Below are 25,744 nucleotides of genomic sequence, written 5' to 3'. Positions count from 1 at the left end.
TCAAAGAGGAAGCAGAGCACCTGCTTGAAAAGTTCATCGATGGGCGTGCCCTTGGGGTTCTTGCGCATGGAGCCGAAGAGACGGTTGATGTGGGGGAAAAAGTCAATGCCGCGAAGATAGCGAGTAAAGAGGTTGAGCCCGGCTCGGCCTGTCAGGCAATCGCTCGTGACCTGGACATCGTCGATAAATTTTGCTTTGGTATTCTTGAGTTTTGACATCCAGCCCTCCACCTGATGGGTGAAATAATCATGATTTGTTGTTGGATGTGATTGTAAACAAAAACAAGGCGATAGGCCAGCTTTGATGTTGTGTCAGGCAGGAGAATCGCTCAGATTAGGTTAAAATAAAACGGAAGGGTTTATCAGTAAAGACTGGTTATCCAAAACATAAATTTGATGTTGATGTCAGGGAGATCAAGAGAATACGCGATGCATTACATCTAACTGAAATATATGGTACAGACTCTTCTGGTTTTTATAATTTAGATTCACGCGTTGATACTTTTGTTAATAAATATCGAAATTTAATGAAGAGATTGGCTGAGTTGTAGTCAATATGCCGCGTCTTATTCCTCTGCAACGAACATCCTCGATTTTTTCTTTGCGAATCTTCATTGTCGCAAAGTGGATGTTGTCCCTTTCAGTGTGCTAACTATCAGTGAAAACTCGTGATCTGATGTCAGCCACCTTCCGCCGGGGGCTTGTTTCCGCTCCCCACCATTTGGCCGCCCAAGCCGGGGCCGACGTCCTGGCCGAGGGCGGCAACGCCGTGGAGGCCGCCGTCGCGACCGCGGCCGCGCTCTGCGTGGCCTATCCGCACATGACCGGCCTGGGTGGCGACGGATTCTGGCTCGTGCATGAGCCGGGCCGCGACCCCGTGGGCATCGACGCCTGCGGTCGGGCGGGCTCGGCCGTCACTCCTGAAATATTCCGTTCCGCCGGCCTCGACGCCGTGCCCGCGCGCGGGCCTTTGGCCGCGTGCAGCGTGGCCGGGGCCGTGTCCGGCTGGCTGGCGGCCCTGAATCTGGCCCGCTCCTGGGGGCGGCCCCTGCCCCTGGCCCGGCTTCTGGAATCGGCCGCGTGTCTGGCGCGGGAGGGTTTCCCGGTGAGCCGGAGCCAGCACGACCTGACCGTGTCGTCCCTGGAGGAACTGCGTCGGCGATGCGAGTTCGCGGACCAGTTCCTGGCGGACGGCGAGCCGCCCGAGCCCGGCGCGGAGTTGCGCCTGCCCGCCTTGGCCGCGACCCTGGAACGGCTCGGCCGCGTCGGTTTGGACGACTTCTATCGCGGCGATCTGTCCGCGTCCCTGGTGGCCGATCTGGAGCGCGCCGGATCGCCGCTGACCCGGACGGACTTGGCCGGGCAACGGGCCGAGATGGTGAAACCCTTGGTCCTGGAATTGCCCGAGGGCCGGGTCTGCAACCTCCCGCCACCCACCCAGGGGCTGGCCTCGCTGCTCATCCTGGGCCTGGCCCGACGGCTGGGCATCCCGTGCGCGGAGTCCTTCGAACACGTGCATGGCATCGTGGAAGCCACCAAGCGGGCCTTCGGCGTGCGCGACCGGGAGTTGGGCGACCCCTCGGCCATGACGGCGGACCCGGCCGCGTTCCTCGCGCCGGAAGCCATGGACCACCTAGGGCGTGGGCTGGACATGGAACGGGCCGCGCCCTGGGGGGCCGACGGAGCCCCAGGCGACACGGTCTGGTTCGGGGCCGCCGACGCCTCGGGCCGGGTGGTGAGCTGCATCCAGAGCCTCTATTTCGAATTCGGCTCGGGCCTGGTTTTGCCCGGCAGCGGCGTGACTTGGCAGAACCGGGCCAGCGCCTTCAGACTGGATGGGTGTGGTCCGCGCGCCCTGGCCCCGGGCCGCAAGCCTTTCCACACTCTGAACCCGGCCCTGGCCCTGCTCAAGGACGGCCGAATCTTGGCCTACGGCGCCATGGGCGGCGACGGCCAGCCCCAGACCCAGGCCGCGATCTACAGCCGCCATGTCTGGTTCGGCCAGGGCCTGGAGGAGGCGGTGGCCGCGCCTCGCTGGCTTCTGGGCCGGGCCTGGGGGGTGGCAAGCCGGAGCCTCAAGCTGGAGGATCGTTTCGATCCGGCCTTGCGGGAGGCCCTGCGCCGGGCGGGACACGAGGTGGAACTGGTCGGCTCATTCAGCTCGCTCATGGGCCACGCCGGGGCCGTGGAACTGCACCCCGACGGCCGATTGGAGGGCGCGAGCGACCCGCGTTCGGACGGCGCGGTCATGGGCTGCTGAGAACTGAAAAAAACGGAGATCGACGATGGAAATGCTGGAGATCATGGTCGGGCCGCTACGCTTCCTGGCCCGCATGGAGACGCAGGCCGCCCCCGCCACCTGCGCGGCCTTCGCCGGACTGCTGCCCTTTGAAAGCCGGATCATCCAGGCCCGCTGGAGCGGCGAGGCGGCCTGGATTCCCCTGGGAGGACTCGACCTGGGCGTGGGCTACGAGAACCACACGAGCCACCCCTCGCGCGGCGACATTCTCTTCTACCCCGGCGGGATCAGCGAGACTGAAATCCTCTTCCCCTACGGCGCGGCCTGTTTCGCCTGCAAGATGGGCCAATTGGCGGGAAACCACTTCCTGACCCTGACCGAGGGGCTCGACCATCTGCCCGAGCTGGGACGGTTCGTGCTCTGGCAGGGTGCGCAGGAGATCGTCTTCCGCCGCGTCTGAACCGCGCGGCGGCCGCGCCCTCAGGGGCGCAGGGCGGAGTCCATGAAATTCAGCAGGTCCTCCTCCATATCCTGGAGATGGAAGTCCATGAACAGGCGTTGGCGCACCGTGCCGCCGATGCCGCCCAGGATGAGGATCGCCCCGCGCTCCACGTCCATTTCGCGGATGCTGCCGTCACGGACGCCGAGACTCAGGCCGATGTGCAGCAGTTCGCGCATCTTTTCCTGAATCCGTTCGATTTCCTTTTTGCAGGAATCGCCGACGCCCGGCATGCGGAACGGATTGTTGCGGTGGATGAACTCGAATTCCACTTCTCGTTTCTCATAGAACCGGCAGAAGAAGAGCGCCAAGCGCAGGACCATGTCCCGACCGGATTCCTTGGCCGAGAAGGCGAAGTCCTGGTCGATCTCCTCCAGGAAGGATTCGCGGACCTCCCGGAATATGTGATGCAGTAGCTTGTCCTTGCTGGGAAAGTGGCGGAAGACGGCCCCCTGGGAGACTCCCGCGGCTTTGGCGATCTGGGCCACGGACACGCCTTCGAATCCGGATTCCGCGAAGAGACGCGTGGCTTCGCGGAGAATGTCCTGTTTTCGTTTGGTCATGGGAAGGGGAATATCCCCCCTTGCCAACTCTGGCAATCGGGCATATTTGAGAGTAAACGCTCTCTTTTGAGAGAGCAAATGCGTTTTCCGTTTTTCTTCCCCGACCACCCGCCTCGCGACGGATGGCCGACGGCGGACCCGGAGCAGACCGGGGCAGCCCGAACGGGTTCGTCGGAACCGTTCAAACAGGGAGCAAGGTCATGGATTTCATCCTTCCCGTGGCGATCCTCGTCGTCTTGGCAATCGGTCTCGGTTATTACTACGTCAAGCAGTTTCGCTCGCATTAAGCCGGCCCTCCGGGGCCGGGCTGCGCCCGGCCCCGGAAGCAGCCCTCACGCCCCGCAGCACTTCTTGAATTTTTTCCCCGAGCCGCACGGGCAGGGGTCGTTGCGGCCCACCTTGGGCCCCTTGACCACAGGGTCCGCGCCGCGCACGTGACCGCTCGAATAATACCAGTTTCCGTCCCGCCGCTCGAAACGCGCGTCCTCGTGATGTTCCTGGCGCATGCCGTTCAGTTCGAAGGCCGCCGTGAATTCCACCTCGCCCGTGTCGCCGGACTCCGAGGAGGAATGCACGGTCAGGCCGAGCCAGGTGGCGCTCTCGGACCACTGGCGCACGCCCTCGGCGTCGTGCTTGGACTGATCCTCGGGCAGGAGCGAGCGTTTGAGGTGCTCGGTCTGGTTCAGCGCGTAGGCCGCGTAGCGCGAACGCATGAGGGCCTCGGCCGTGGGCGCGGGGCTCTCGCCGCGCACGATGGGGCCGCAACAGGCTTCCAGGTCGCGGCCGGAGCCGCAGGGGCACTGGGTCATGGTCATTTCTCCGTTTTTTGGCTAGTCATTGCCGAATGATCTGGATCAACGCGGGCCTCGCCGTTCCCGAGGACGAAATCGAGTTCGCCGTCTCGCGCAGTCCGGGACCGGGGGGCCAGCACGTGAACACGACGGATACCCGCGTAACCCTGCGTTTCGACGTGGTCAACTCAAAAACCCTGTCCGAGGCGCAGAAAGCCCGCATCTTGGCGCGGTTGTCCACGAGGATCAACGCCGCCGGGGTGCTGCGCGTGACCTGTCATTCGGAGCGCAGCCAGAAGGCCAACAAGGATCTGGCGGTGGAGCGCTTCGCCGTGCTCCTGGCCGAGGCCTTGAAACAACGCCGGGTGCGGCGGCCCACGTCCGTGCCCCGGAACGAGAAGCGACGGAGGCTGGAAGGCAAGCGCCTGCGCGCGGCGGTGAAGAAGGGCCGGTCTCGCCCCGGCCGGGGAGAGGAATGAATCTCGAAGCGTTGGAGCATTTGGACGCCGAGGGCCTGCGCGGGTACATCCGTTCGCTCCTCTGGCAGTTCCGTCTGGTGGACGCCTTCTGGTTCCTCAAGACCGAGGAGGAGCATGGACTGGCTTCGGCCGAACTGCTCAACGAGCGGGTCTGGACCAAGGTGGGCGAGTTGGGCGCGCGCGACATCCTGCAACGCTTCGGGCCGTTCGCTCCCGGGGTGGAGGGGTTCCTGGCGGCCTACAAGCTTTTCCCCTGGTCGCTCATGGTCGATTACCGGGTGGAGCGCGCGGGCGGCGACCTCATCGTCTCCGTGCCCCGTTGCCCGGCCCAGGAGGGCCGCCGCAAGCACGGCCTGGGGCCCTACGTCTGCAAGCACATGCACCAGGCCGAGTTCGAGGCCTTCGCCCGGGTCATCTCCCCGAACGTGCGCGTGAAGTGCCTGTTCGCGCCCCCGGATGAGCACCCGGCGGACTGCCATTGCAGGTGGCGGTTTTACGAGGAGTGAGCCGACTCCCTCCCCCGCATTTCGGCAAGCAGGAATTCCGCCAGCAGACGCGCGCCCGGGGAGGTTTCGGGCGGGGTCAGGAGTGCGGCCTCGTAGCGCGGCAGTGAGGGCAGACCCGCCTTGGCTCCCGGTCGTCGCCAACCCTGGGGCACGGCGTCGGCCATGAGCGCGGTCAGGGCCAGGCCGCCCGCCGCCGCGCTCACCAGCCCGGCCACGTGCGAGGCCGAGAACACCGTGCGGCTGGGAATGCCCGCCGCGGCCAGAGCCGCCAGGATGGCCGGGCGGGTCCGGCAACCCTCGGTGAAGAGCGCCAGGGGCAGGGGCCGCAGCCGCTCGGGAAAGCGGCCGGGCGGCGCGCACCAAAACTGGTCCACGGCCAGGAGCAGGTCGCCCTTGAGCGATCCCGGCTCTCGCACGGTCACGGCCAAGTCCAGGTTTCCGGCGGCCAAATCCTTCTCCAACCGGGCCGAGAGGTCGCAGCGGATTTCCAACTCCAGGCTCGGGTGGGCCTCGGCGAAGCGCGCGGCAAGGGGCGTGACCAGGGCGTTCACGCACTCGTCGGGCAGGCCCAGGCGCAGGATGCCCGAGGCCTGCGGCCGGTTCAGGGCCAAGGCCGCCTCCTCGCGCAGCCGGAGCAGGTCGCGGGCGTAGCCCAGAAGGGTCTTGCCGGCCGGAGTCGGGGTCACGCCCCGGCGTGAGCGCAGGAGCAGGGGGCTTCCGGCGGCCTGTTCCAAGGCCGCGATCTTGGCGCTCACGGCGGACTGGGTCCGGTTCAGGAGCCGGGACGCGGCGGTGAAGCCCCCGGCGTCCACCACGGCGGCCAGGGTGGCCATGGAGTCCAGGTCGAGGTCTTGTGGTTGCATCATTTTTTCCGATGGATCGATAGATTTATTTCGTTGTACATGATGGATCGCGGTGCGTAAAGCTCCGCCCCATGACACACGCCATCGCTCCCATCCTGTTCATCCTCGTCTGGTCCACCGGCTTCGTGGTGGCCCGGGCCGTGGCGCCCGAGGCGGACCCGAACCTTTTTCTCACGGCCCGCTTCCTCTGTGCCGCGGCGGTGTTGGCCCTGCTGGCCCGGCGTGCGGGTGTGGCCTGGCCTCGGCTCCGCGACCTGCCCCGCCATCTCCTGGCCGGGGGGCTGCTGCACGGGCTTTATCTCGGGGCTGGCTATTGGGCCGTGGCCCAGGGGCTTCCCGCGGCGATCATGGCCCTGGCCGGGGCGCTCCAGCCGCCCGCCACGGCCGTGTTGGCCCAACTGTTCTTTGGTGAACGGCCCAGCCCGCGTTCCTGGCTCGGCATGGCCTTGGGATTGGGCGGGGTGGCCCTGGCCGTGGCCCCGGGCCTGGCCCGCGCCGGGGCCGAGCCGGTTCCGGTCTCGGCGATCCTGGCGGCCCTGGTGAGCGTGGCGGGCATCACGGCCGGGACGCTGTTTCAAAAGACTTCCCTGGCCCGCTGCGACCTTCGGGGCGCGGGCGCGGTGCAGTTGCTCGGCGGCGCGCTGGTGGTCGCGGCGTTGGCTCTGATCCTGGGCGAATCACACTGGTCCGGCTCGGCCGTGCTTTGGCTCAATCTGGGCTACGCGGCCCTGGCGCTTTCCGTGGGCGGAGCCACGCTGCTGGTCTGGATGGTCCGGCGCGGCGAGGCCGCGGCCGTCACGGCGCTGCTGTTTCTGGCCCCGCCGCTGGCGGCGGTGCAGGCGTATCTGTTTTTCGGACAGGCGTTGTCCGGGGCGCAGTGGGCGGGATTCGGGGTGGCCTTGGCCGGGGTCTTCCTGGCCGGACGGCGCTAGGCTCTACCAGGGCCAGAGCTGTTCCAGGGCGGCGAAGCTCAGGGGCGCGCCCTCGATGCCCACTTCCATGGTCACGGTCAGAGGCTCGGGCAGGTAGGCCAGGTTGCGGAACACGGCCGGGTAGTCGATGCGGCCCTGGCCGATGGGCAGGTGGTCGTCGCGGTGGCCGAAGTTGTCGTGCAGGTGGAGCTGGCCCAGGCAGGGCCCGGCCTCCTCGACCCACTGGGCGACCTTGGCCGCGCTGAAGAGGTTGAGGTGCCCCACGTCCAGGCACAGGCCCACGCCCAGGGAGGAGAGTTCATTCAAGGCCGGAAGCATCTCCTCGGGCGCGCGTTCGAAGGTGTTTTCGAGCATGAGTCGGGCGCCCCGGTCGCGCAGTTCGCGGGCCAGCCAGCGCCAAGTCGTCAGACTCTGCTCCAGCCAGAATTCCTTGAAGTAGCCGTGGCGGGAGTGTTCGAAGCCCAGGTGGCAGGTCACGCTGCGGGGCCGCAGGATATCCACAGCCTCCACCAACTGCTCGAAGCGGCGGCGGGTGGCGGCCAGGACCAGCGGATCTGGCGAGCCCGGGGAGAGGTCCACGAAGGGACCATGCACCGTGGGCCGCAGCCCCCTGTCGCGCAACGCCTTCTCGGCCTCGCGGAACTGGTCCGGGCCGTATTCGTCCAGATCCTTGGCGAAGAGGCCGATCTCCGGGTTCAGGCCCTCGTCCAGGAAGCGGTCCAGGAGTCCTTCGGCCAGATGGAAGAAACGGGCGTTGACCTGGACGCGGTCCCTGAGGTCGCTCACGGCCGCTCCGGCAGGACGCCCAGTTCGCGGAAGGCCAGGTAGATTTCCCGGCTGATCCATGCGTCGGTGGCGGCGTAAAGTATTTGGGAGTGGGAGAGGTTCTCGCGGGCCCAGTTGGAGCACTGCGCGCTTTTGGAGATGCGGAAGCCCAGCAGGTTGGCGGCCAGGTTGCGCAGGCCGTGGGTCTTCATCTGGAGCCGGGCGGAAAGGGTGCCCAGGTCCAGGAAGCCCGCTTCCTGGAACGGCGAGAGATCCTTGAGGGCCTTCACGTCGTCGGTGACGGAAACCCCGGTCTTGACCACCGAGGGTTCGGCCAGGAGATCCTTGAGTCCGTCGCCGAAGGTGAGTTGGCTGATCTGGAAGAGGTAGACGTGTTCCGCGCCCGCCAACTGGACCAGGGAGGGGGGATAGGGGCCCTGTCCCTTGCGGAACACGGGGCGCGTCTCGGTATCGAACCCGAGCAGATGTTCCTTTTCGAGCGCCTTGAGAGCGGCCTTGAGCTGCTTGTCCGTGCGCACCACAGTCACTCCCCCCTCGTAATGACGCAGGGGAAGCTCGTTGATCTCCTCGTTGCCGAAGGCTCGCAGGTGGTGTTCGGGCAGGGGCGTGGTCGGGGTCATGTCCGGGGCTACTCGTTCTCCCTGGTGGCGCTGAAAACGATCCTGGGCCATTTCTCCATGGTGTCGTCCAGGCGCCACGCGCTCGGGGAAAGGTACGCAAGATTTTCATCCGCGTCCAGCGCGAGGCTGCCGGACATGGATTTGCGGAAGTCGTCCAGGATCTTGCGGTCCGCGCAGGAGACCCAGCGGATGGTGTGGAAGGGCGCGGCCTCGTAGAGCGCGTCCACGCCGTATTCGTCCTTGAGCCGGGCCGTGATCACGTCGAACTGGAGTACGCCCACCGCGCCGAGGATATAGTCGTTGTTGAAGAGCGGGCGGAAGAGCTGCACCGCGCCCTCCTCGGCCAGCTGGTTGAGCCCTTTTTGGAGCTGCTTGGCCTTGAGCGGGCTCTTGAGCACCACCCGGCGGAAGTGCTCGGGCGCGAAGTTCGGGATGCCGGTGAACTTGAGCGGCTCCTTCTCGGTGAAGGTGTCGCCGATCTTGATCGTGCCGTGGTTGTGCAGGCCGATGATGTCTCCGGGCCAGGCCTCCTCCACGCCCATGCGGTCCTGGGCCATGAAGATGGTGGCGTTGGCCACGGTCACGTCCTTGCCGATGCGGTGGTGCCGGAGCTTCATGCCGCGCTGGAAGCGGCCGGAGCAGATGCGCATGAAGGCGATGCGGTCGCGGTGGGCCGGGTCCATGTTGGCCTGGATCTTGAAAACCACGCCGGAGAAGGCTTCCTCGTAGGGCGAAACCTGGCGCTCCTTGGCCTCCCGGGGTTTGGGCGCGGGGGCCAGGTCCACGAAGGAGTCCAGCAGCTCACGCACGCCGAAGTTGTTCACCGCGCTGCCGAAGAACACGGGTGTCTGGCGGCCCTGGAGGTAGAGGTCGCGGTCGAAGACGCCGCCCGCGCCTGAAAGCAGGTCCAGGTCCGCGCGCAGCTCGTCGGCGGCCTCGCCGAGCAGCTCGTCCAGGCGAGGGTCGTCGAGGCGGTCCACGGTGACTCCGTCCACCACCATTTCGCCGAAGCTCGGAGAGAAGAGGGTCAGCCGGCCCGCGCGGATGTCCCAGGCGCCCTTGAAGCCCTTGCCCATGCCGATGGGCCAGGTGAGCGGCACGCACTCGATGTCCAGGCTCTTTTCGATGTCGGCCAGGATGTCGAAGGGGCTCAGGCCGTCGCGGTCGAGCTTGTTCACGAAGGTCATGATCGGCGTGTCGCGCAGGCGGCAGACCTCCATGAGCTTGCGGGTCTGGGTCTCCACGCCCTTGGCCGAGTCGATGACCATCAGGGCCGAGTCCACGGCCGTGAGCACGCGGTAGGTGTCCTCGGAGAAGTCCTGGTGGCCGGGAGTGTCCAGGAGGTTGATCTCGAAGCCATTGTGCTCGAATTTCATGACCGAAGTGGTCACGGAGATGCCGCGTTCGCGCTCCATGGCCATCCAGTCCGAGGTGGCGTGGCGGGCGGCCTTGCGGGCCTTGACCGCTCCGGCCATCTGGATCGCGCCGCCGAAGAGCAGCAGTTTTTCGGTGAGCGTGGTCTTGCCCGCGTCGGGGTGGCTGATGATGCCGAAGGTACGGCGGCGATCCACCTCTTTTTTCAACTGTTTGGCGAAAAGACTGTCCTGCACGGGAAACTCCGGGAAAAGGGGGAGGGCGAAAGCGCCCGGCAGGAGTTCTACGCATTGAGGCGGAAAGGTCAAGAGGGCGGGAAGGTCCGACGGGAGGGAGCTTCCCCCGAGCGGTCAGAGGAAGTCGGCGCCCAGGCGCAAAGCTTCGTCCATTTCCATCGCTCCGGGCGGTTCCTCGTCGGAGACGTGCTGGAACAGGCCCGACAGGTTCACGCCCAGGCCCATGCCCAGCCCCGCCACGAGCCGCGCCAGGGTTTCGGCTCGTTCGTGGCCGCCGTCCCGCGTCCGTCCCATCCCGCTCAGCCACTGGTCCACGGCCTTGCGGTGCAGGCGGGTCTTTTCCTCCGGAGTCTTGGGCGGGGACAGCCCCCGGGCGGCGCACAAGCTGTTCGCCAGCACGTCCGGGTCCAGGAGGCGGCTTCGCGGCGGGGCGTGGCCGTCCAGCACGAGCAAGCGGATGTCCGAGGCCAAGACCGCCAACAGGGGGTCGACGCCGAGCAGGGTTTCAAACAGGCTCCAGGCCCGGGAAAAGAGGGCCAGCCAGGCGTCGGCCTCCTCCAGGAACGTCGCGGCGTCGTTGGCCGCGAGGTGGTCCTCGATCGTGCCGTCCGGGCCGTAGGCTCCGGTGGACCCGGGGCGGGGCAGGAGACAGGCGAAGCGTTCGCCGCCCCTGGAGGTCCGGTGCCGACCCAAGGGGTAGAGGCGGCAGACCAGGGGCCGGTCCGGGTGCGCGGCGCACCCGGCTTCCCCGAGGAAGACGCAGCCTCCGTCGGGTCCGGCCTTGAGCCAGACGCCGGAATGTGTGCTCCGGGCGAGAAAGTCCGTGGTGGACAGGCCCTGGCCGTGCGCCAAGCGCGCGACCTCGTAGGGGTTCAGTTGGATGCGCATGTCCGCGCAGCAACGGCCGCACCGTCCGCAACGGTAGGAGAAGGGCAGATGGCGGGACACGTCCGTCCCTCCTTCGCGGGGGGGCGGTTGGGGTGGAGTGTTCTTTTCTGCGGCTAGCGCTTCCCCACCCTGCTGTCAACGCCCCGGATCGCCTAGAGCATGTAAGCCTGGGCCGTGAGCAGCACGTCCTCGTAGGGCAGCTTGTCGCGGATCGCCAGGGCCATGTCCACGGAGAGCTGCATCTTGCGCCGGGCGTCGCCCAGGGCCTCGTTGCGCACCCGGTCCAGGTGGTTGGCCAGGAAGTCGGCGTCGAAGCCGTCCACGGCCAGGGACAGGCCCTCGGCGAAGTAGGGCGAACGGATGAACTGGATGAACGGCGCGAGGCTCTGCCTGCCTTCGCGCCGGGCGTGGATGACGTAGAAGAGGAGCTTGACCACCAGCCGGTCGTGGCTCTGCTTGTGGCTCACGTCCAGGAGCGTGGGCAGGTCGGCGGACTTCTCCTTGATGGCCGTGAACACGGCCCCGGCCATGTCGAAGGCGCGGCGCTCGTCCATGGGCGGGGCGTGGAAGCGGGAATCCATGCGGATCAGCGTCACGCGGGGATTCTCGCCGGAGGCCACGGCGTAGAGCGCCAAGCGCATGAGTTCGATCTTGCGCCGCCAGTCGGCCAGGAGGCTCTCGCGCTTGATGCGGGCCAGCTTGCGCACCCGCTGTTCGCCCATCTCGCCGAAGGCCGTCCGCAGCAGGAAGGCGATGTAGGGCTCGGGTGTGTGGGCGGTCTCCTCGTCGATGACCTTTCTGGCCCCCTTCTTGGAGTCCCACAGTTTTTTCAGCGAGAGCCAGTAGGCCGCCAGGGCCTCCAGGGGCATTTCGAGAATATCCAGGTCGCGGTTCTTGGTCATGACGTCGCCCTCGCGGTCTTGACTGGGAATGCCGATGGGCGCATACCTGGGATCGGCCGTTCCCGGCACTCTAGCTCAAACCCGACGGGAAACAAAGCCGTCCGTTTCGAGGAAATCCATGATCAAGCTTCCGATTCTGGACCCCGCGATCTTCCGCGTGGGCCCCATCGAGGTGCGCTGGTACGGCTTCATGTACGCCCTGGGCTTCACCCTGGCCTGGGTTCTGGGCCGCCTGCGGGCCCGGCAGTCCTGGCGCGGCTGGACCCCGGCCATGATGGACGACGTCCTCTCCTGGCTCATCCTCGGGCTTCTGCTGGGCGCGCGCATCGGTTACGTGCTCTTCTACGACCCCGTGTTCTTCTGGAACCATCCGGCCGAGATTCCGGCGGTCTGGAACGGCGGCATGAGCTTCCACGGCGGGGCCATCGGCGTGTTCCTGGCGGTTTGGCTCTTCGCCCGCAAGCACGGCAAGACCATCCTGGAGGTGGGCGACTTCATCGTGCCCCTGGCGCCTCCTGGCCTGTTCTTCGGCCGCATGGGCAATTTCATCAACAACGAGCTGCCCGGCAGGGTCTCGGACCTGCCCTGGGCCGTGATCTACCCCGGCACGGCCGGGGACACGCCCCGTCATCCCTCCCAGCTCTATGAGGCCGGGCTGGAGGGCGTCGTCCTGTTCACTTTGCTCTGGGTCTATTCCCGCAAACCCCGCCCCGTGGGCTCGACCTCCGGGCTGTTCCTCCTGGGCTACGGCTCGTTCCGGTTCTTCTGCGAGTTCTTCCGCGAACCGGACGTCCAACTCGGCTTCGTGGCCTTCGGCTGGATGAGCATGGGGCAGGTGCTCTGCCTGCCCATGGTCGCCGCCGGGCTTTGGCTTCTGCTACGGAAGCGCGGGCAGGCGTAGGACGAAGACCTTGTCCCAGAATTTGCCCGTGACGTAGAGGCGGCCGGATTCCGGGTCGCAGGCCAAGCCGTTGGCGGACTCGGCCCCGGGGTTCTCCAGCCGCGCGCGCAGGGGCTTCAGGTCCAGCCAAGCCAGCACCTTGCCGCTGTCCGGGGCGATGGCCGCCACGCGGTCTTCCCACCAGACATTGGCCCAGACCACGCCCCTTGCCGCCTCCAACTCGTTGAGCCGGAGCACGGGCTGGTCGCCGTCGCGCACGGGGATGCGCCGGAGCACGGTCATCCGCGCCGGGTCCAGAAGCCGCAGGCTGTCCGAACCGTCGCTGGCCCAGAGCCGCGTCCCGTCCGAGGTCAGGCCCCAGCCTTCGCCTTGCCAGACAAAGCTGCCGGTGATGCGCAACGTTCCGGGGTCGAGAAAGAAGCCCGTGCCTTCTTTCCAGGTGAGCAGGACGAGCCGCCCGTCGTGCAGGGTCAGGCCCTCGGCGAAATACTTCGCGGCCAGGGGGGTCCGGCGCAGCACCGCGCCCGTGACCGGGTCCACCCGCCGGAGTTCGGAGCGGCCGTACTTGCCCACGGATTCGAGGAACAGGCCGTCACGGAGCAGCAGGCCCTCGGTGAAGGCCTCCCGGTCATGGGGCAGTTCGGCCAGGATGTCCGGGGCCAGCAGCGGGGCTCCGGCGAAGGCCGCCGGGCAAAGGAGCAGGACCAGGAGCAGGCAGGGGCGGACGACGTTCATGGTCAGTCCCGGACCTGGAAGGGATCGTCGGGGCCCGCGTTCACGTCCCGCAGCCAGGAGCGGCCCGAGCCCGTATGGAAGAGTATCTTGCGGCCGCGCGGGCCGAGCACGTCCTCGGAGAGGACTCGCAGCTCGTGGATTTTCAAGGCCAGCCGGGCCGCCGCCACGTTCTTGGCCCCCACGTCCAACATGTCGCGCAGGCGGTCCCGTTCTTCCGGACAGAGGGCTCCGGCCCCGCCGAAGAGGCGCACCCGGATTTCCTGGGGCGGAACGTCGAGCCGACGGAAGCGTTCCATCACCGCGGCCACGGCCAGGTCGGCGAAGGTGCAGGGATGGCGCACCGGATTGGAGGTCTGGCTGCTGTCCGGGAGCATGGCGTGGAACATGGCCGCCGCCCGCGTCGGAGGGTGGTGGAAGACGGCCGAGACGCAACTGCCGAGGACCGTGACGATGAGCATATCCCGGGTGGTGAAGACGCACTCGCCGATCTTGAGGTGCTCCTGGCGGATGCCCTCGGCCAGGAGGGCCCGGATGTCCATGGCGCGAGTCTAGCCTGTCCGGGCCCCGGGGCGCAACGCCCCGGGATCAGGAATCGGTATGCCCGGTTTTGTTTTCCGTGTCGGAGCGCTGCCGGCGTGTCCGCAGGCTCTCCTGGAAAGAGAGGAGCACCGGCACCACCACCAACGTCAGGAGCGTGGCCACGGCCAAACCGAAGATCACGGCCACGGCCATGGAACCCCACCACTGCGAGGACTCCCCGCCCACGTCCCAGCGGAAGTTGAGGAAGTCGAAGCTCACGCCCGTGGCCATGGGCACCAGGCCGAGCACGGTGGTCAGGGCGGTGAGCGCCACGGGCCGGAAGCGCAGGCGGCCGGTGAGCACCAGGGCCTCCCGGGAAGCCATGCCGCCTGCCCGCAGTTGGTTGTAATAGTCGATGAGCACGATGGCGTTGTTCACCACCACGCCCGCCAGACTGACCACGCCCACACCTGTCATGATCACGCCGAAGGGCATGTCGGTGACGAGCAGGCCGAGGAACACGCCGATGAGCGAGAGGACCACCGAGGTCAGGATGATGACCGGGCTCATGAGCGTGTCGAACTGGAGCACCAGGGTCATGAAGATGAGGAACAGGGCGGCCAGGAAGGCCTTGGACAGGAAGTCCTGGGCCTTGTCCTGCTCCTTCTGCTCGCCGGTGTAGCTGACCCGGTAGCCCTTGGGCCAGGGGAAGTCCGCCAGCCTGGCCTTGATGTCGGTGATGATGTCGTTGGCCAACCGGCCCGAGGCGTCGGCCGAGATGGTCACCACGCGTTTCTGGTCGATGCGGTGGATGCCGCCCAGGCCGCTGGCCAGCTCCACCGAGGCCAGGGAGGTGATGGGCACGGGCTGCCCGGCCGAGCCGGAGACCGTGAGGCGGCGCAGGATCTCCACCGAATGGCGGTCCTTTTCCGGCAGCTTGACCAGAATGTCGTACTCGTCCTTGCCCTCGCGGTAGGCGCCCACCTTGGCCCCGTTGATGGCGGCCTTGACCGTGGTGGCCACGGACAGGGCGTCCAGCCCGAGCAGGGCGGCTTTCTCCTTGTCCACGGAGACGAGGATTTCGGGCTTGCCGGAGACGAAGTCGTCCTTGAGGTCCACCAGGCCGGGAATGTCGCGGATCGCCTTGCGCACTTCGGCGGCCAGGCGGCCCAGATCGTGGATGTCCTCGCCCGCGATCTCCATGTTCACGGCCGCGCCGGTGGGCGGTCCGCCCTGCTCCTTCTCCACCCGCACCTCGGCCCCCCGAATCGCATCCTGCAGCTTGGCTCGGATTTCGTTGACGATTTCCGAGGAGGGCCGTGAACGATCCTTGATGTTCTTGAAGTCCAGGGTGATCTTGGAGAGATGGGTGCCCGTGCCGCCCTGGGAAAAGGGGTCGTTGCCCTCGGCCCCGATCTCCGAGATGACGTGGCGGATGTCCGGATATTGCGAGGCGATGACCTCGGCCTGGCGCACGAGTTCGTCCGAGGCGTCCAGATTGGTGCCTGGGGGCGCCTTGATGTGGATATAGGCCCGGTTGGGCTCCACGTCCGGGAAGAATTCCACGCCCCGGCCGAAGACGCCGAAGCCCACCATCGAGAGCACGAGCAGGGCGAAAGCACCGCCGAGCACCAGGCCGCGATGATCCAGGGCCTTTTCCAGGATGCGGCCGTAGGCGTCGCGGACGCGGTCCAGAACCCGGTCCACGGCCGTGGTCTGGCCCAGGGGGCGGACGTTCTGGTAGCGGGCCGAGAGCACGGGGTTGATGACCAGGGCCACGAAGAGCGAGGCCAGGAGCGTCAGGATCACGGTGATCGGCAGGAACTTCATGAACTCGCCCATGATCCCGGGCCAGAAGATCATGGGCAGGAACGCGCCCACGGTGGTCAGGGTGGAGGTGATCACCGGCCAGGCCACCTCGTCGGTGGCGGCCAGGGCCGCCTGGCCGCGCGGCAGGCCGTTTTCCTGCATGTGGCGGTAGATGTTTTCCACGATGACGATGCCGTTGTCCACGAGCATGCCCAGGGCCAGGGTCAGGGAGAAGAGGACCACCATGTTCAGGGTCACGCCCATGGCCTGGAGCAGGGAGAAGGACAGGAGCATGGACATGGGGATGGCCAGGGAGACGAAGACCGCCGAGCGCCCGCCGATGAAGAGGAAGACCACCGCCAGGACCAGGAGCAGGCCGGAGATGATGTTGTTCTCCAGGTCGGCCACCATGTTGCGGATTTCCTCGGCCTGATCGGCGGTGAGGTCGACGCTCAGGTTGCGGGGCAGGACGTCGCGCATCTCGGCCACGATGGCGGTCACCTCGTCGCTGATGCGGATGATGTTTTCGCCGCTGCGCTTCTTGATCAGAATGGTCACGCTGGCCTTGCCGTCGATGCGGCTGCGGGACAGGGGGTCCTTGTTGGCGTCCGCGATGGTGGCCAGATCGCGCAGGTACACGGGGCGGCCGTCGCGCACGAAGGCCACGATGTTGTTGATCTCCGATGGATGCTTGAAGTCCTCGGGCACGCGCACCAGGTAGCGCGAGGAGCCGATGTCCATGGAGCCGCCGGGCTGGTTCACGTTGCCGCGCTCCACGGAGGAGAGCAGCGAGGAGAAGGGAACGTTGTAGAAAGCCACCCGGTCGAGGTCGAAGAGCACGTGGATTTCGCGCTCTAGGCCGCCCACGATCTTGGCTTCCAGCACGCCCTGAACGGCCTCGAAACGGTCGCGCAGATCCTCGGCGAAGTCCTTGAGGCGCCGGGGGCTGAAGGGGCCGGAGAGGACCACCTGGACCACCGGGATGTCCGAGAAGTTGGCCTCGGTGATGACCGGGTCATCCTCCAGATCCTTGGGCAGGTCGGGTTTGGCCTGGTCCACCTTGTCGCGGACCTTCTGCAGGGCGTCGTCGATGTTCACGTCCGGCAGGAACTTGACCGCGATGACCGAGATGCCGTCCTCGGACGTGGAGCGGATTTCCTCGGTGTCCGCGATGCCCTTGAGCTTGCGCTCCAGGGGCAGGGTGATGAGCTTCTCCACGTCGGCCGGGGCCACGCCCTCATAGGTGGTGGTCACGAAGACATAGGGGATGGTGATGTCCGGCGAGGATTCGCGGGGCAGCGAGTTGTAGCTGTAAAGTCCGGTGACGGCCGAGAGGATCATGAACACCAGCACGGCCACCGGGCGCTTGAGCGCCGCGCGGTTGACGATCATCGGGGCTGGACCTCCGAGCCGTCCTCCACCTCGTTCTGGCCGACCACGATGAGCCGGTCGCCGTCCTTGAGGCCCTGTCGGATCTCCACCCGATCGCCCTCGATGACGCCGGGAACCACGGTGCGGGCGCGGGCCACGCCGCCTTCCTCCACGAAGACGAGCCGTTCGCCGCTCTTGTCCAGGATGGCCGAGAGCGGGGCCGTCAGGGCGCCGTCCAGGGTGCGGCGGTGGAAGACCACCCGGGCCAGCATGCCGGGCCGGATGCGGCGGTCGGCGTTGTCGACCACCAGCCGGGCCTGGAAGGTCTTGGTGGCAGGGTCGGCCTTGAAGGCCACGAAGTCCACGACGCCGTTCCAGCTTTCGCCCGGGTAGGCGTCCACGCTCACCGGGGCCTGCTGGCCCTGGCGCAGGAAGCGCACGTCCAGCTCGGGGACGTTGACGTTGACCCGGATGGTGTCCACGTTGACCAGGTCGGCCACGGGATTGCCTTCGGAGACCACCTCGCCCGGGTCCACATAGACCTTGTTGATCATCCCGCCCACCGGGGCCACGATGGAGCCCTGGCGGTGGTCGGAACGGGCCTGGAGCAGGTCGCTCTTGGCCTTGGCCAGGTCGGTTTCGGCCACTTGGAGGTCCTCGCGGGCGATCATGCCCTGGGCGTGCAGGGCCGAACGTCGCTGGTGCAGATCCTCGGCCAACCGGTGGGCGGCCTGGGCCTTGTCCAGTCCGGCGGAAAGGGCCTGCATGTCGATGTGGGCGATGACCTGTCCGGCGCGGACGAAATCGCCCTCCTTCACCGGCACCTGCTCCACGCGGCCGCTGCGCTCGGCGGAAAGCTTGACGTCGTGCAGGGCTTCGGTCTCGCCGGGCAGGACGAGCAGGTCGTTCAGCGGGCGCGGGGCCACCGTCTCCAGCACGACCTTGATCTTCTTGCGTTCCACCGGCACGGAGGCCTGGGTCTTGGTCTCCTCCCGGCAGGTGGCCAGCGCGCCGATGGCGACCAAAGCGGCCAGGGTCAGCAGAAGGAGCGCCTTGCGTTTGCGGAGGGCGGCCCGCAGGCCGTCGGTATGCGTATTCATCGGGATGCCCTCAAAGCGGGTTCTTTTTGAGACCGGCGATGCCGGCCAGGGAAAAGCGCGTGATGACCTCGGCCAGCCTGTCCAGCGGAGGCATCTCCGGCCGTTCGTCGGGCCGCAGGCGCTCCACGATGGGCCAGGCCACCGTATAGAACAGGATCTGTCCCATGACGCAGGCCCCGGCGTCCTTGACCAGATCGTCGTCCGGGGCGCGGGCCAGCAGTTCGGACAGGATGGAGAACAGTTCGTCCGTGTCCGGCCGCACATGGCGCGCGATCACTCCGTCCAGGTCGGGACTGGGGTGGGCCATTTCCATGAGAAAGAGCGAGGATAGGGCCTGACAGTGCGCCTGGTCCTCGCCTTCGAGATCGCCGTAGATTTCGAGCACCGAGCGCCGGATGAGGTGGCGCAAGCGTTCCTCGGCCGGTGCTCCGGGAGACGGGCAGGGCAGGTCGCGGCCGCAGTGTTTGGAGCTGGCGAACATCAGTTCCAGCACGGCCGCGTAGAGGGCCTCCTTGCCGCCGAAATGGTAGTTCACGGCGGCCACGTTGGCCCCGGCGGCCTGGCAAATCTCACGCACGGTGGCCGCCTGGAAGCCCTTGTCGCCGAAAACCCTGATGGCCGCCCGCAGCAGGTTTTCCTTGGTCTGTTCGCGTGAGGCCGAATCCCGGGACATGGCCCAATCTCCTTAAGCGAATGTTTCAATCAAATGTTTCAAACGATCATTTCAAATAATGGCGCGGTTGTCAATCACGCAGCCCGGAGAAGAGACCTCATGTGAAAGGCAATTGGTTTGATTTCGGCTGGTTACTCGTTGCGCAGCACGGGCCAGGCCTTCTGGCCCAGGGCCCGGCGCACGCCGAGCAGACCGAGGGCCAGGGTCGCGGCCGTGCCCGCCAGGGCGCAGGCCGCCAGGGCCCAGGGGTGAAGGCTCCAGCCGCCGAGCAGCAGCCGGGTGGTGAAGGCCCGCGAGGCCAGGGCTCCGATGAGCGAGGCGGCCAGGGCCGTGGACAGGCCGAGCAGGCAGAACTCGGCGGCCAGGGAAAGCAGCACGTCGCTCCGGGTGGCCCCCAGGACCTTGAAGACGACGGCCTCGCGGCGGCGGGCCTGGAGATTGGCCCGCAGGGCCTGGGACAGGACCAGAAGCCCGGCCAGCAGGGCCACGGCTGTGGCCGCCCGTGCGGCCAGGGCGATGCGCCCGGCGGTGCGGCGCACGTCGTCGAGCACGTCGCGCACATAGACGGCGGTCACGTCCGGCATGGCCGTGGATACGGCCCGGAAGACCTCCTCTTCCGCTCCAGGCGTACTGTAGACCGTGGCGAGGTAGGAATAGGGCGCGGCGTCGAGGACGCCGGGGGAGAAGACCATGGCGTGATTGAGCGCGAGGCTGGTCCACTCGATGCGCCGCAGGCTGGCCACCCGGGCGGTGATCTCGCGGCCCAGGACGTTCACCGTGATCGTGCCGCCGATCTGGAGGCCCAGGCCCTTGGCCTCCTGTTCTCCGAAGGAGACCAGGGGCGGGCCCTGGTAGTGCTCCGGCCACCACTCTCCGGCCGCCAAGCTCGTGCCCTCGGGCGGCCGGTCGGCCATGGTCAGGCCCCGGTCGCCGCGCAGAATCCAGGCCGCGTCCGGGTCCGGTCGGACTTTTTCGGAGAGTACGCCGTTCACTCGCACCACCCGCCCCCTGATGGTGGGGGCGTGCTCCTCGCGCGTGACCCCGGGAACGGTCAGGACCGTGTCTTGGAAGAGCTTCAGGGCGTTCTTGGGAATGTCGAGGAAGAAGTAAGCCGGGGCCGAGGCGGGCATGCGCCGGTCCAGCGTGTCGCGCAGGTTCAGGTCGGCCAGGACCACGGTGCAGAGCACGGCCAGGCCCAGACCCAGGGAGAAGACCACGGCCGTGAGGCCCGAGCCCGGGCGGTGGATGTTGCCCAGAGCCAGGCGCAGGCGCGGGTCGCGGGGGCTCGGTAGGCTTTTGGCCAGGGCCTTGGCCCCCCGGGCCAGGAGGAAGAGCGCCAGGGAGCTGAGGACCACCCCGGCGGCGAAGCCCAGGACCACGCCCGGAGCGGGGGCGTTCATCAAGGTCAGGGTGAGCAGGGCCAGGGCGCACAATCCCGAGACCGCCAGGGCGCAGGCGCTCGGGCGCGGTGTGCCTGGGTCGGCGTAGCCCCGGAAGAGGCGCACCGGGGACACGGCGGCGGCCGCCGAGAGCGGCCAGACCGAGAAGGCCAGGGCCGTGAGCAGGCCGTAGGCCAGACCCGAGAGCAGCGGGCCGGGATAGAGGCCCGGGGCCGAGGGCACGCCGAGCACCTGCGATAGGAGCGCGGCCGCCGCGTTTGCCCCGAGGACTCCGGCCAGGAGCCCGAGGGCGCTGCCCACGGCGGCGAGAACGAGGATCTGAGTCAGGTAGGCGGCCAGGATCTGGCCGCGTTCCGCTCCCACGGCCTTCATGGCCGCCAGGGCGTCGGCCCGCGAGGCCAGAAAGCCGCGTACCGCACCGGCCGCGCCGATGCCGCCCAAAAGCAGGGAGGCCAGGCCCACCAGGGTCAGGTAGAGCGAGATGTTGTCCAGGGAACGGCGGATGCCCCCGGCGGCCTGGCCGTGATCCAGGACGCGCCAGCCCGTCTCGTCGGGGAATTCACGGGTCAGGGCCGCGCGGGCCTGTTCGGGCGTGACCCCGGGATGCAGGCGGACCAGGGCCGAGTAGGAGACCACGCTGCCCGGCTGGAGCAGGCCCGTGGACTCCAGGCCCGCTTGTGAAAGGAGCAGCCGGGGCCCGAGGTTGAACAAGGTCGCGCCCCGGTCCGGTTCCGTGCGCAGCATGGCCGTGACCCGGAAACGTCCGTGCCCCAGGCGCAGTTCCTGGCCCGGTCGCAGGCCCAGGCGCTCCAGCAGGCGGGGTTCGGCGACCGCCCCGAACAGGCCGTCCCGTTCGGCCAGGGCCTCGGCCGGCGGCAGGTCCGGCTCCAGAATCACTCGGCCGTAGAGCGGATAGGCCGCGTCCACGGCCTTGACCTCGACCACGGCGGAGTGGCCGTCTCCGGCATGGGCCATGCCCCGCATGCGGGCCTGGAGCGAGACCCGGCCCAGATCCGCGAGGAGCTCCAGGGCCTCGGCACGGGGCGGCAGGTGGCTCTGGCGCACCTCCAGATCGCCGCCGAGCAGGGTTCGGGCGTCGCGGCGCAGGCCCGCCTCCAGGGAGGCGTTCAGGGTGCCCACGCAGGACACCGCGCCCACTCCCAGGGCCAGGCAGGCCAGGAAGACCCCGAAGCCGCGCAGGCCGCCGCGCAGTTCCCGGCGGGCCAGACGAATAGCCAGGAGGATCCCGGCGGCGTTCATCCGGCCTCCCCGTCCAGGCGGCCGTCGCACATGCGCACGGTGCGTCCGGCGCGGGCTGCCAGCCCCTGATCGTGGGTCACGAGCACGAGGGTGGTCCCCCGGTCGGCCGAGAGGGAGAAAAGCAGGTCCATGATGATCCGGCCGGTGTCCGCGTCGAGGTTGCCGGTGGGCTCGTCGGCCAAAAGCAGGAAGGGCTCGGGGGCGAAGGCCCGGGCCAGGGCCACGCGCTGTTGCTCACCGCCGGAGAGCTGGGCCGGGTAGTGGTCCAGGCGGGAGTCCAGGCCCACGGCCGCCAGCCAGCGCCCGGCGGTTTCGAAGGCTCTCGGCCTGCCCGCGAATTCCAGGGGCAGGGCCACGTTCTCCTGGGCGGTCATGGTCGGCACGAGGTGGAAGGCCTGGAACACGATGCCCACGCCGGAGCGGCGGAAGCGGGCCAGGGCGTCCTCGCCCATGAGCGCCAGGTTGCGGCCGGAGACGTTCACGCTGCCCGAGCTGGGCCGCTCCAGCCCGGCCAGGACCATGAGCAGGGTGGTCTTGCCCGAGCCCGAGGGGCCCACCACGGCCAGGGTCTCCCCGGCGCGGACCTCGAGGTTCACGCCGCGCAGGATGTTGACCGGCCCGCTGCCCCCGGTTAACGTCAGATGCACGGATTGAAGGGATATCAACGACTCTGGAGTGCCCATGCGTGCGTTCCGCCTGTGCTGGTGGTTGCCGGTCCTGGTCCTCTTGTACTGCATTTCGTTTCCGGCTCAAAGCAGCGCCCAGGCCGCTCCGCAGGTAATCGCGCGACCGCTCGTCCTGCTGGCCCTGGGCGACAGCCTCACCGCGGGCTACGGCCTGCCCCAGGGCGCGGGCTTCGCCGAACGCCTGGAGGCCCGGCTGCGCGCGGCGGGCCGGGATGTGCGGGTGATCAACGCCGGTGTTTCCGGCGACACGAGCGCGGGTGGCTTGGCCCGGCTGGACTGGCTGCTTTCCGATCCGTCCGGTACGCCGGACGCGGCCGTGGTGGAACTGGGGGCCAACGACGCCCTGCGCGGCCTGGACCCGGCGCGCACCAAGGCCAATCTCGCGGCCATCCTGGACAAGCTGCGGGCCAAGGGCGTGCGCGTGCTCCTGGCCGGGATGCTGGCCCCGCCGAACATGGGCCCGGCCTATGAAAAGGACTTCAACGGGCTCTATCCGGCCCTGGCGCGGGAAAAGGGCGTGGAGCTGTATCCCTTTTTCCTGGACGGCGTGGCCGGGGACCGGAACCTGAACCAGAGCGACGGCATCCACCCCACGGAAGCGGGCGTGGAGCGCATCGTGGACCGCATCCTGCCCCGGGTGGAGCGCCTGCTGGACGGCGCGGCCCGGCGCGGCTGACGGAGGAGACATGGAAGTGGTGCTGGCCGAGACGGCCGGATTCTGCATGGGCGTGGACCTGGCCCTGACCCGGCTGGATTCCCTGCTGGCCGAGGGCGGCGACGCGCCCGTGCGTACCCTGGGGCCGATCATCCACAACCCCCAGGTGCTCGAGCACTACGCCCGGCGCGGGGTGAGCGTGGCGCGTGGTCCGGAGGACATTCCCCAGGGCGCGGCCGTGGTCATCCGGGCCCACGGCGTGCCCAAGGCCATGCAGGAGGCCCTGGAGGAACGCGGCGCGCGGGTGGTGGACGCCACCTGCCCCAAGGTCAAGAAGGCCCAGATGCTCATCGCCCGGGAGTGCGGGCGGGGCCGCAGGCTGCTGCTCTACGGCGAGGCCGACCATCCGGAGGTGCGCGGGCTCCTGAGCTATGCCGGGCCGGACGCCTTCGTCTTCGACTCCCGCGAGGAGTTCGAGTCCTTTCCCCTGGAACCAGACGCACGCTACGTCCTTGCGGCCCAAACCACCCAGGACCGGGCCGTGTTCGAGGCGTTGGCCGCCGATCTCGCGGAACGCCCGAATCTGGATGTGAAAGTGCTCCAGACCATCTGCGACGCCACCCGGCAACGCCAGGAAGACGCCGTGCGCATCGCCCGCGAGGTGGACTACATGGTCGTGGTCGGCGGCAAGGAATCCGGCAACACCCGGCGGCTGGCCCAGGTGGCCGCGGCCCAGGGCACGCCCTGCGTGCATGTGGAGACCGCCGACGAGCTGCCTCTGGACGACCTGCGGCGTTGCGCCCGGGTGGGAGTCACGGCCGGGGCCTCGACCCCGCGCGAGCTGGTGGCTGGTGTCTGCCGTCTGCTCCAGGAACTCTAGCGTTTCGAAAAAGCGGCGTTCCCCTCTTCCGCGCGGCCCGGGGATGTGTATACTGGGGGCAACCAATCAGGAGGTTCCTTTCCATGTCTGAGCGCATCGTCACCTTCAAAGGCATGCCCCTGGCCCTGGCCGGGAACGAGATCAAGGCCGGCGACAAGGCTCCCGATTTCAGCGCCGTGACCAACGACATGAGCCCGGCGAGCCTCAAGGACTTCGCGGGCAAGGTGCTGATCCTCTGCTCCGTGCCTTCCCTGGACACCCCCACCTGCGACCTGGAGACGCGCCGCTTCAACCAGGAGGCCGCGTCCCTGGGCGCGGACATCCAGATTCTGACCGTGAGCATGGACCTGCCCTTCGCCCAGGCCCGCTGGTGTGGGGCCGCCGGAGTCACGGCCGTGAAAACTCTCTCGGACCACCGGCTGGCCTCCTTCGGCCAGAATTACGGAGTGCTCATCCGCGACTGGCGGCTCCTGGCCCGGGCCGTGTTCGTGGTCGGCAAGGACGGCGTGGTGGCCCACGCCCAGATCGTGTCCGAGATCGCCAACGAGCCGGACTACGCCGCCGCGCTCACGGCGGCCAAGGCCCTGGTCTGATTCCGTTGACGCCGTGACCAGATGGGCCGGAGGCGCTGGACGCTTCCGGCCTTTTTCCGTCCCCCCGGCCGGGATTGCGTCTGGTCGGGAGCGAGGGTAGAAGGTCCCCTCGCGCGCGGGGCCCGGCCCGCGACGATCAAGGAGGACCATGCTTTTCCCCCTCAAGCCGGCGGCCCTGCGCCGGAGCGTTCGGATCGTGTTCGCCATCGTCTGTCTGGCGGGCGGCCTGCAACTCTTCCTCTATCTCCGTCACGTTTCGGGCCTCGCCGGTCCGGCGGTTGCCCGGCCGCCGGTGGTCGAGGGCTTTCTGCCCATCGCCGCCCTGCTCGGGCTGAAACGACTGTCCCTGGGCGAGGGCTACGACTTCGTGCACCCGGCCGGGCTGACCATCCTGCTGGCGGTTCTGGCCGCGTCCTGGCTCCTGCGCCGGAGTTTCTGCGGCCATGTCTGCCCGGTGGGCTTCCTGAGCGAGGCCCTGGGGCGGCTCGGGCAGCGGCTGGGCCTGGGACGCCGGGGAGCGCGCATCCTGGACACGCCGTTGCGCGGGGTGAAGTTCGTGATTCTGGGCTTCTTCCTGGTCCAGGTCGGCGGCATGGACGCGGCCTCGCTGGAGTCGTTCGTGACCAGCCCCTACAACATCACGGCCGACGCCCGCATGTTGCTCTTTTATCGCAACCCGTCCGGGACCGCGCTGGTGGTTCTGGCCGTGCTGGCCGCGCTGGGGCTGGTTTTCCGCAACGCCTGGTGCCGCTGGCTCTGTCCCTACGGCGCGCTGCTCGGCCTGGCGGCCCTGGCCGGACCCACGGCGGTGCGCCGCGACCCTTCGCTCTGCGTGGGCTGCGGAACCTGCGAGCGGAACTGCCCGGCGGCCATTCCCATCCGCTCCAAGACGGCCATGCGTGGGTCGGAATGCCTGGGTTGCGGCCAGTGCGTGGCCAACTGCCCGGCTCGCGGGGCGCTCAACGTCCGTTTCCTGGGGCGGCCCGTGTCCTGGAAGACGCTCTGCCTCGGCGCGGCCGTCGTGATGTTCGGGGCCTGGCTTCTGGCCCTGTCCTTGGGCCATTGGCATTCGGCCCTGCCCGCGTCCATGCTCGACGCGCTCTACGCCCGGGCATTCCTGGCATCTTGAACAGCCAAGGAAAAGGCCGGAGAGGAACCCTCCCCGGCCTTCTTGCTTTTCCGATGTCCTTCTTCGTCCTCCGGCAGCCCTCTCTTCGCCTTTCTCTAACCCCCTGAAGGGGGTTAGAAGCGCTCGAACTCGCCGTCGTCGGCCAGCTCCAGGTCCACGCCCTTGCCCGCGACGGGCTTGGGCGCGGTCTTGGCGGCCTTGGCCGGTGCGGCGGGCAGGGGCTTCCTGGGGGCCGGCGCGGCGCTGATGCGCTTGCGGGGGCCGCCGGTCCCGTCCACCTGGAAGAAGCTCATGGTCTGCTGGAGCTGCACGGCCTGGCTGGAGAGCTCCTCTGAGGTGGAGGCCATCTCCTCGGA

At 67.9% G+C, this 25,744-nt stretch carries 25 protein-coding genes and 2 pseudogenes; 10 read left to right on the top strand and 17 right to left on the bottom strand.

Features of this window, described 5'->3' with window-relative positions:
• Nucleotides 1–218 (bottom strand): annotated as a pseudogene (locus tag H587_RS21425) (IS1380 family transposase); the annotation flags it as partial.
• Nucleotides 219–675: 457 nt separating this feature from the next.
• Between H587_RS21425 and H587_RS0112270 the strand changes: the two are divergent.
• Nucleotides 676–2,259: a gamma-glutamyltransferase family protein gene (locus H587_RS0112270; RefSeq protein WP_027176519.1), complete on the top strand. Its 1,584-nt coding sequence runs from the start codon at nucleotides 676–678 to the stop codon at nucleotides 2,257–2,259.
• Nucleotides 2,260–2,284: 25 nt separating this feature from the next.
• Nucleotides 2,285–2,698, top strand: coding sequence for a DUF3830 family protein (locus H587_RS0112265; protein WP_027176518.1), 414 nt, complete (start codon nucleotides 2,285–2,287; stop codon nucleotides 2,696–2,698).
• Between the two features lie 20 nt (nucleotides 2,699–2,718).
• Here H587_RS0112265 and H587_RS19765 read toward each other — a convergent pair whose 3' ends face one another.
• Nucleotides 2,719–3,300, bottom strand: a complete 582-nt coding sequence (locus tag H587_RS19765; RefSeq protein WP_027176517.1) for a TetR/AcrR family transcriptional regulator — start codon at nucleotides 3,298–3,300, stop codon at nucleotides 2,719–2,721.
• 332 nt (nucleotides 3,301–3,632) lie between these two features.
• The gene (locus H587_RS0112250) at nucleotides 3,633–4,109 is read right to left on the bottom strand and encodes a YchJ family protein (protein WP_027176516.1); all 477 of its coding nucleotides are present in this window, start codon (nucleotides 4,107–4,109) and stop codon (nucleotides 3,633–3,635) included.
• A 35-nt stretch (nucleotides 4,110–4,144) separates the two neighbouring features.
• On the opposite strand from H587_RS0112250, the gene arfB reads away from it, so the two are divergent.
• Both arfB and H587_RS0112240 read left to right on the top strand, forming a co-directional pair.
• A complete protein-coding gene (gene arfB, locus H587_RS0112245; protein ID WP_034609346.1) occupies nucleotides 4,145–4,570 on the top strand; it encodes an alternative ribosome rescue aminoacyl-tRNA hydrolase ArfB in 426 nt (141 codons plus the stop codon).
• Nucleotides 4,567–5,076 (top strand): DUF6125 family protein, encoded by a 510-nt coding sequence (locus H587_RS0112240; protein ID WP_027176514.1) that lies wholly within the window; start codon nucleotides 4,567–4,569, stop codon nucleotides 5,074–5,076. Before arfB ends, H587_RS0112240 begins: the two co-directional genes overlap by 4 nt.
• Here the strand turns inward: H587_RS0112240 and H587_RS18490 are convergent.
• On the bottom strand, nucleotides 5,064–5,939 hold the full coding sequence (locus H587_RS18490; protein ID WP_034609344.1) for a LysR family transcriptional regulator: 876 nt from the start codon (nucleotides 5,937–5,939) through the stop codon (nucleotides 5,064–5,066). The two genes, H587_RS0112240 and H587_RS18490, sit on opposite strands and share 13 nt — an antisense overlap.
• A gap of 71 nt (nucleotides 5,940–6,010) precedes the next feature.
• Here H587_RS18490 and H587_RS0112230 point away from each other — a divergent pair, with 71 nt between their 5' ends.
• Nucleotides 6,011–6,871, top strand: a complete 861-nt coding sequence (locus H587_RS0112230) for a DMT family transporter (RefSeq protein ID WP_027176513.1) — start codon at nucleotides 6,011–6,013, stop codon at nucleotides 6,869–6,871.
• Between the two features lie 3 nt (nucleotides 6,872–6,874).
• Here H587_RS0112230 and H587_RS0112225 read toward each other — a convergent pair whose 3' ends face one another.
• The 5 genes from H587_RS0112225 to H587_RS0112205 form a co-directional block, all read right to left on the bottom strand.
• A complete protein-coding gene (locus H587_RS0112225; RefSeq protein ID WP_027176512.1) occupies nucleotides 6,875–7,657 on the bottom strand; it encodes a sugar phosphate isomerase/epimerase family protein in 783 nt (260 codons plus the stop codon).
• Nucleotides 7,654–8,277 (bottom strand): 3'-5' exonuclease, encoded by a 624-nt coding sequence (locus H587_RS0112220; RefSeq protein WP_027176511.1) that lies wholly within the window; start codon nucleotides 8,275–8,277, stop codon nucleotides 7,654–7,656. Before H587_RS0112220 ends, H587_RS0112225 begins: the two co-directional genes overlap by 4 nt.
• Before the next feature lie 8 nt (nucleotides 8,278–8,285).
• The gene (locus H587_RS0112215) at nucleotides 8,286–9,887 is read right to left on the bottom strand and encodes a peptide chain release factor 3 (RefSeq protein ID WP_027176510.1); all 1,602 of its coding nucleotides are present in this window, start codon (nucleotides 9,885–9,887) and stop codon (nucleotides 8,286–8,288) included.
• A 114-nt stretch (nucleotides 9,888–10,001) separates the two neighbouring features.
• Complete coding sequence (locus tag H587_RS19760) at nucleotides 10,002–10,835, bottom strand: YkgJ family cysteine cluster protein (RefSeq protein WP_051202770.1); 834 nt, start codon at nucleotides 10,833–10,835, stop codon at nucleotides 10,002–10,004.
• A gap of 92 nt (nucleotides 10,836–10,927) precedes the next feature.
• Nucleotides 10,928–11,677, bottom strand: a complete 750-nt coding sequence (locus H587_RS0112205; RefSeq protein WP_027176509.1) for a hypothetical protein — start codon at nucleotides 11,675–11,677, stop codon at nucleotides 10,928–10,930.
• A gap of 118 nt (nucleotides 11,678–11,795) precedes the next feature.
• Here H587_RS0112205 and lgt point away from each other — a divergent pair, with 118 nt between their 5' ends.
• The gene (gene lgt, locus H587_RS0112200; RefSeq protein WP_027176508.1) at nucleotides 11,796–12,578 is read left to right on the top strand and encodes a prolipoprotein diacylglyceryl transferase; all 783 of its coding nucleotides are present in this window, start codon (nucleotides 11,796–11,798) and stop codon (nucleotides 12,576–12,578) included.
• Here the strand turns inward: lgt and H587_RS0112195 are convergent.
• The 7 genes from H587_RS0112195 to H587_RS0112165 form a co-directional block, all read right to left on the bottom strand.
• Nucleotides 12,555–13,313, bottom strand: a complete 759-nt coding sequence (locus H587_RS0112195; RefSeq protein WP_027176507.1) for a glutaminyl-peptide cyclotransferase — start codon at nucleotides 13,311–13,313, stop codon at nucleotides 12,555–12,557. The genes lgt and H587_RS0112195 overlap by 24 nt on opposite strands.
• Nucleotides 13,314–13,315: 2 nt before the next feature.
• Nucleotides 13,316–13,852, bottom strand: coding sequence for a chemotaxis protein CheD (locus H587_RS18480; protein ID WP_051202767.1), 537 nt, complete (start codon nucleotides 13,850–13,852; stop codon nucleotides 13,316–13,318).
• 46 nt (nucleotides 13,853–13,898) lie between these two features.
• A complete protein-coding gene (locus H587_RS18475; protein ID WP_051202765.1) occupies nucleotides 13,899–17,033 on the bottom strand; it encodes an efflux RND transporter permease subunit in 3,135 nt (1,044 codons plus the stop codon).
• Nucleotides 17,030–18,112, bottom strand: coding sequence for an efflux RND transporter periplasmic adaptor subunit (locus H587_RS0112180; protein WP_051202762.1), 1,083 nt, complete (start codon nucleotides 18,110–18,112; stop codon nucleotides 17,030–17,032). The genes H587_RS18475 and H587_RS0112180 overlap by 4 nt, the downstream gene beginning before the upstream one ends.
• 10 nt (nucleotides 18,113–18,122) lie before the next feature.
• Complete coding sequence (locus H587_RS0112175) at nucleotides 18,123–18,785, bottom strand: TetR/AcrR family transcriptional regulator (RefSeq protein ID WP_027176505.1); 663 nt, start codon at nucleotides 18,783–18,785, stop codon at nucleotides 18,123–18,125.
• Nucleotides 18,786–18,916: 131 nt separating this feature from the next.
• Nucleotides 18,917–21,445, bottom strand: coding sequence for an ABC transporter permease (locus tag H587_RS0112170; protein ID WP_027176504.1), 2,529 nt, complete (start codon nucleotides 21,443–21,445; stop codon nucleotides 18,917–18,919).
• Nucleotides 21,442–22,128, bottom strand: a complete 687-nt coding sequence (locus H587_RS0112165; protein ID WP_027176503.1) for an ABC transporter ATP-binding protein — start codon at nucleotides 22,126–22,128, stop codon at nucleotides 21,442–21,444. The genes H587_RS0112170 and H587_RS0112165 overlap by 4 nt, the downstream gene beginning before the upstream one ends.
• Between H587_RS0112165 and H587_RS18470 the strand changes: the two genes are divergently transcribed.
• The 4 genes from H587_RS18470 to H587_RS0112145 all read left to right on the top strand — a co-directional run bounded on the left by H587_RS18470 (nucleotide 22,127) and on the right by H587_RS0112145 (nucleotide 25,388).
• Nucleotides 22,127–22,807 carry an arylesterase gene (locus H587_RS18470; protein ID WP_051202760.1) on the top strand — a complete coding sequence of 227 codons (681 nt, stop codon included), beginning with the start codon at nucleotides 22,127–22,129 and terminating at the stop codon, nucleotides 22,805–22,807. The two genes, H587_RS0112165 and H587_RS18470, sit on opposite strands and share 2 nt — an antisense overlap.
• 10 nt (nucleotides 22,808–22,817) lie before the next feature.
• Entirely contained in the window at nucleotides 22,818–23,666 is an 849-nt protein-coding gene (gene ispH, locus H587_RS0112155) for a 4-hydroxy-3-methylbut-2-enyl diphosphate reductase (RefSeq protein WP_027176502.1), read from the top strand.
• 83 nt (nucleotides 23,667–23,749) lie between these two features.
• Nucleotides 23,750–24,259, top strand: coding sequence for a thiol peroxidase (gene tpx, locus H587_RS0112150; protein ID WP_027176501.1), 510 nt, complete (start codon nucleotides 23,750–23,752; stop codon nucleotides 24,257–24,259).
• Nucleotides 24,260–24,407: 148 nt separating this feature from the next.
• The gene (locus tag H587_RS0112145; RefSeq protein WP_027176500.1) at nucleotides 24,408–25,388 is read left to right on the top strand and encodes a 4Fe-4S binding protein; all 981 of its coding nucleotides are present in this window, start codon (nucleotides 24,408–24,410) and stop codon (nucleotides 25,386–25,388) included.
• A gap of 113 nt (nucleotides 25,389–25,501) precedes the next feature.
• On the opposite strand, the pseudogene H587_RS20865 reads toward H587_RS0112145, so the two are convergent.
• Nucleotides 25,502–25,744 (bottom strand): annotated as a pseudogene (locus H587_RS20865) (chemotaxis protein); the annotation flags it as partial.

The sequence above is a fragment of the Desulfovibrio aminophilus DSM 12254 genome (assembly GCF_000422565.1).
GTDB lineage: Bacteria > Desulfobacterota > Desulfovibrionia > Desulfovibrionales > Desulfovibrionaceae > Aminidesulfovibrio > Aminidesulfovibrio aminophilus.
This window is presented reverse-complemented; position numbering and strand designations above follow the sequence as displayed.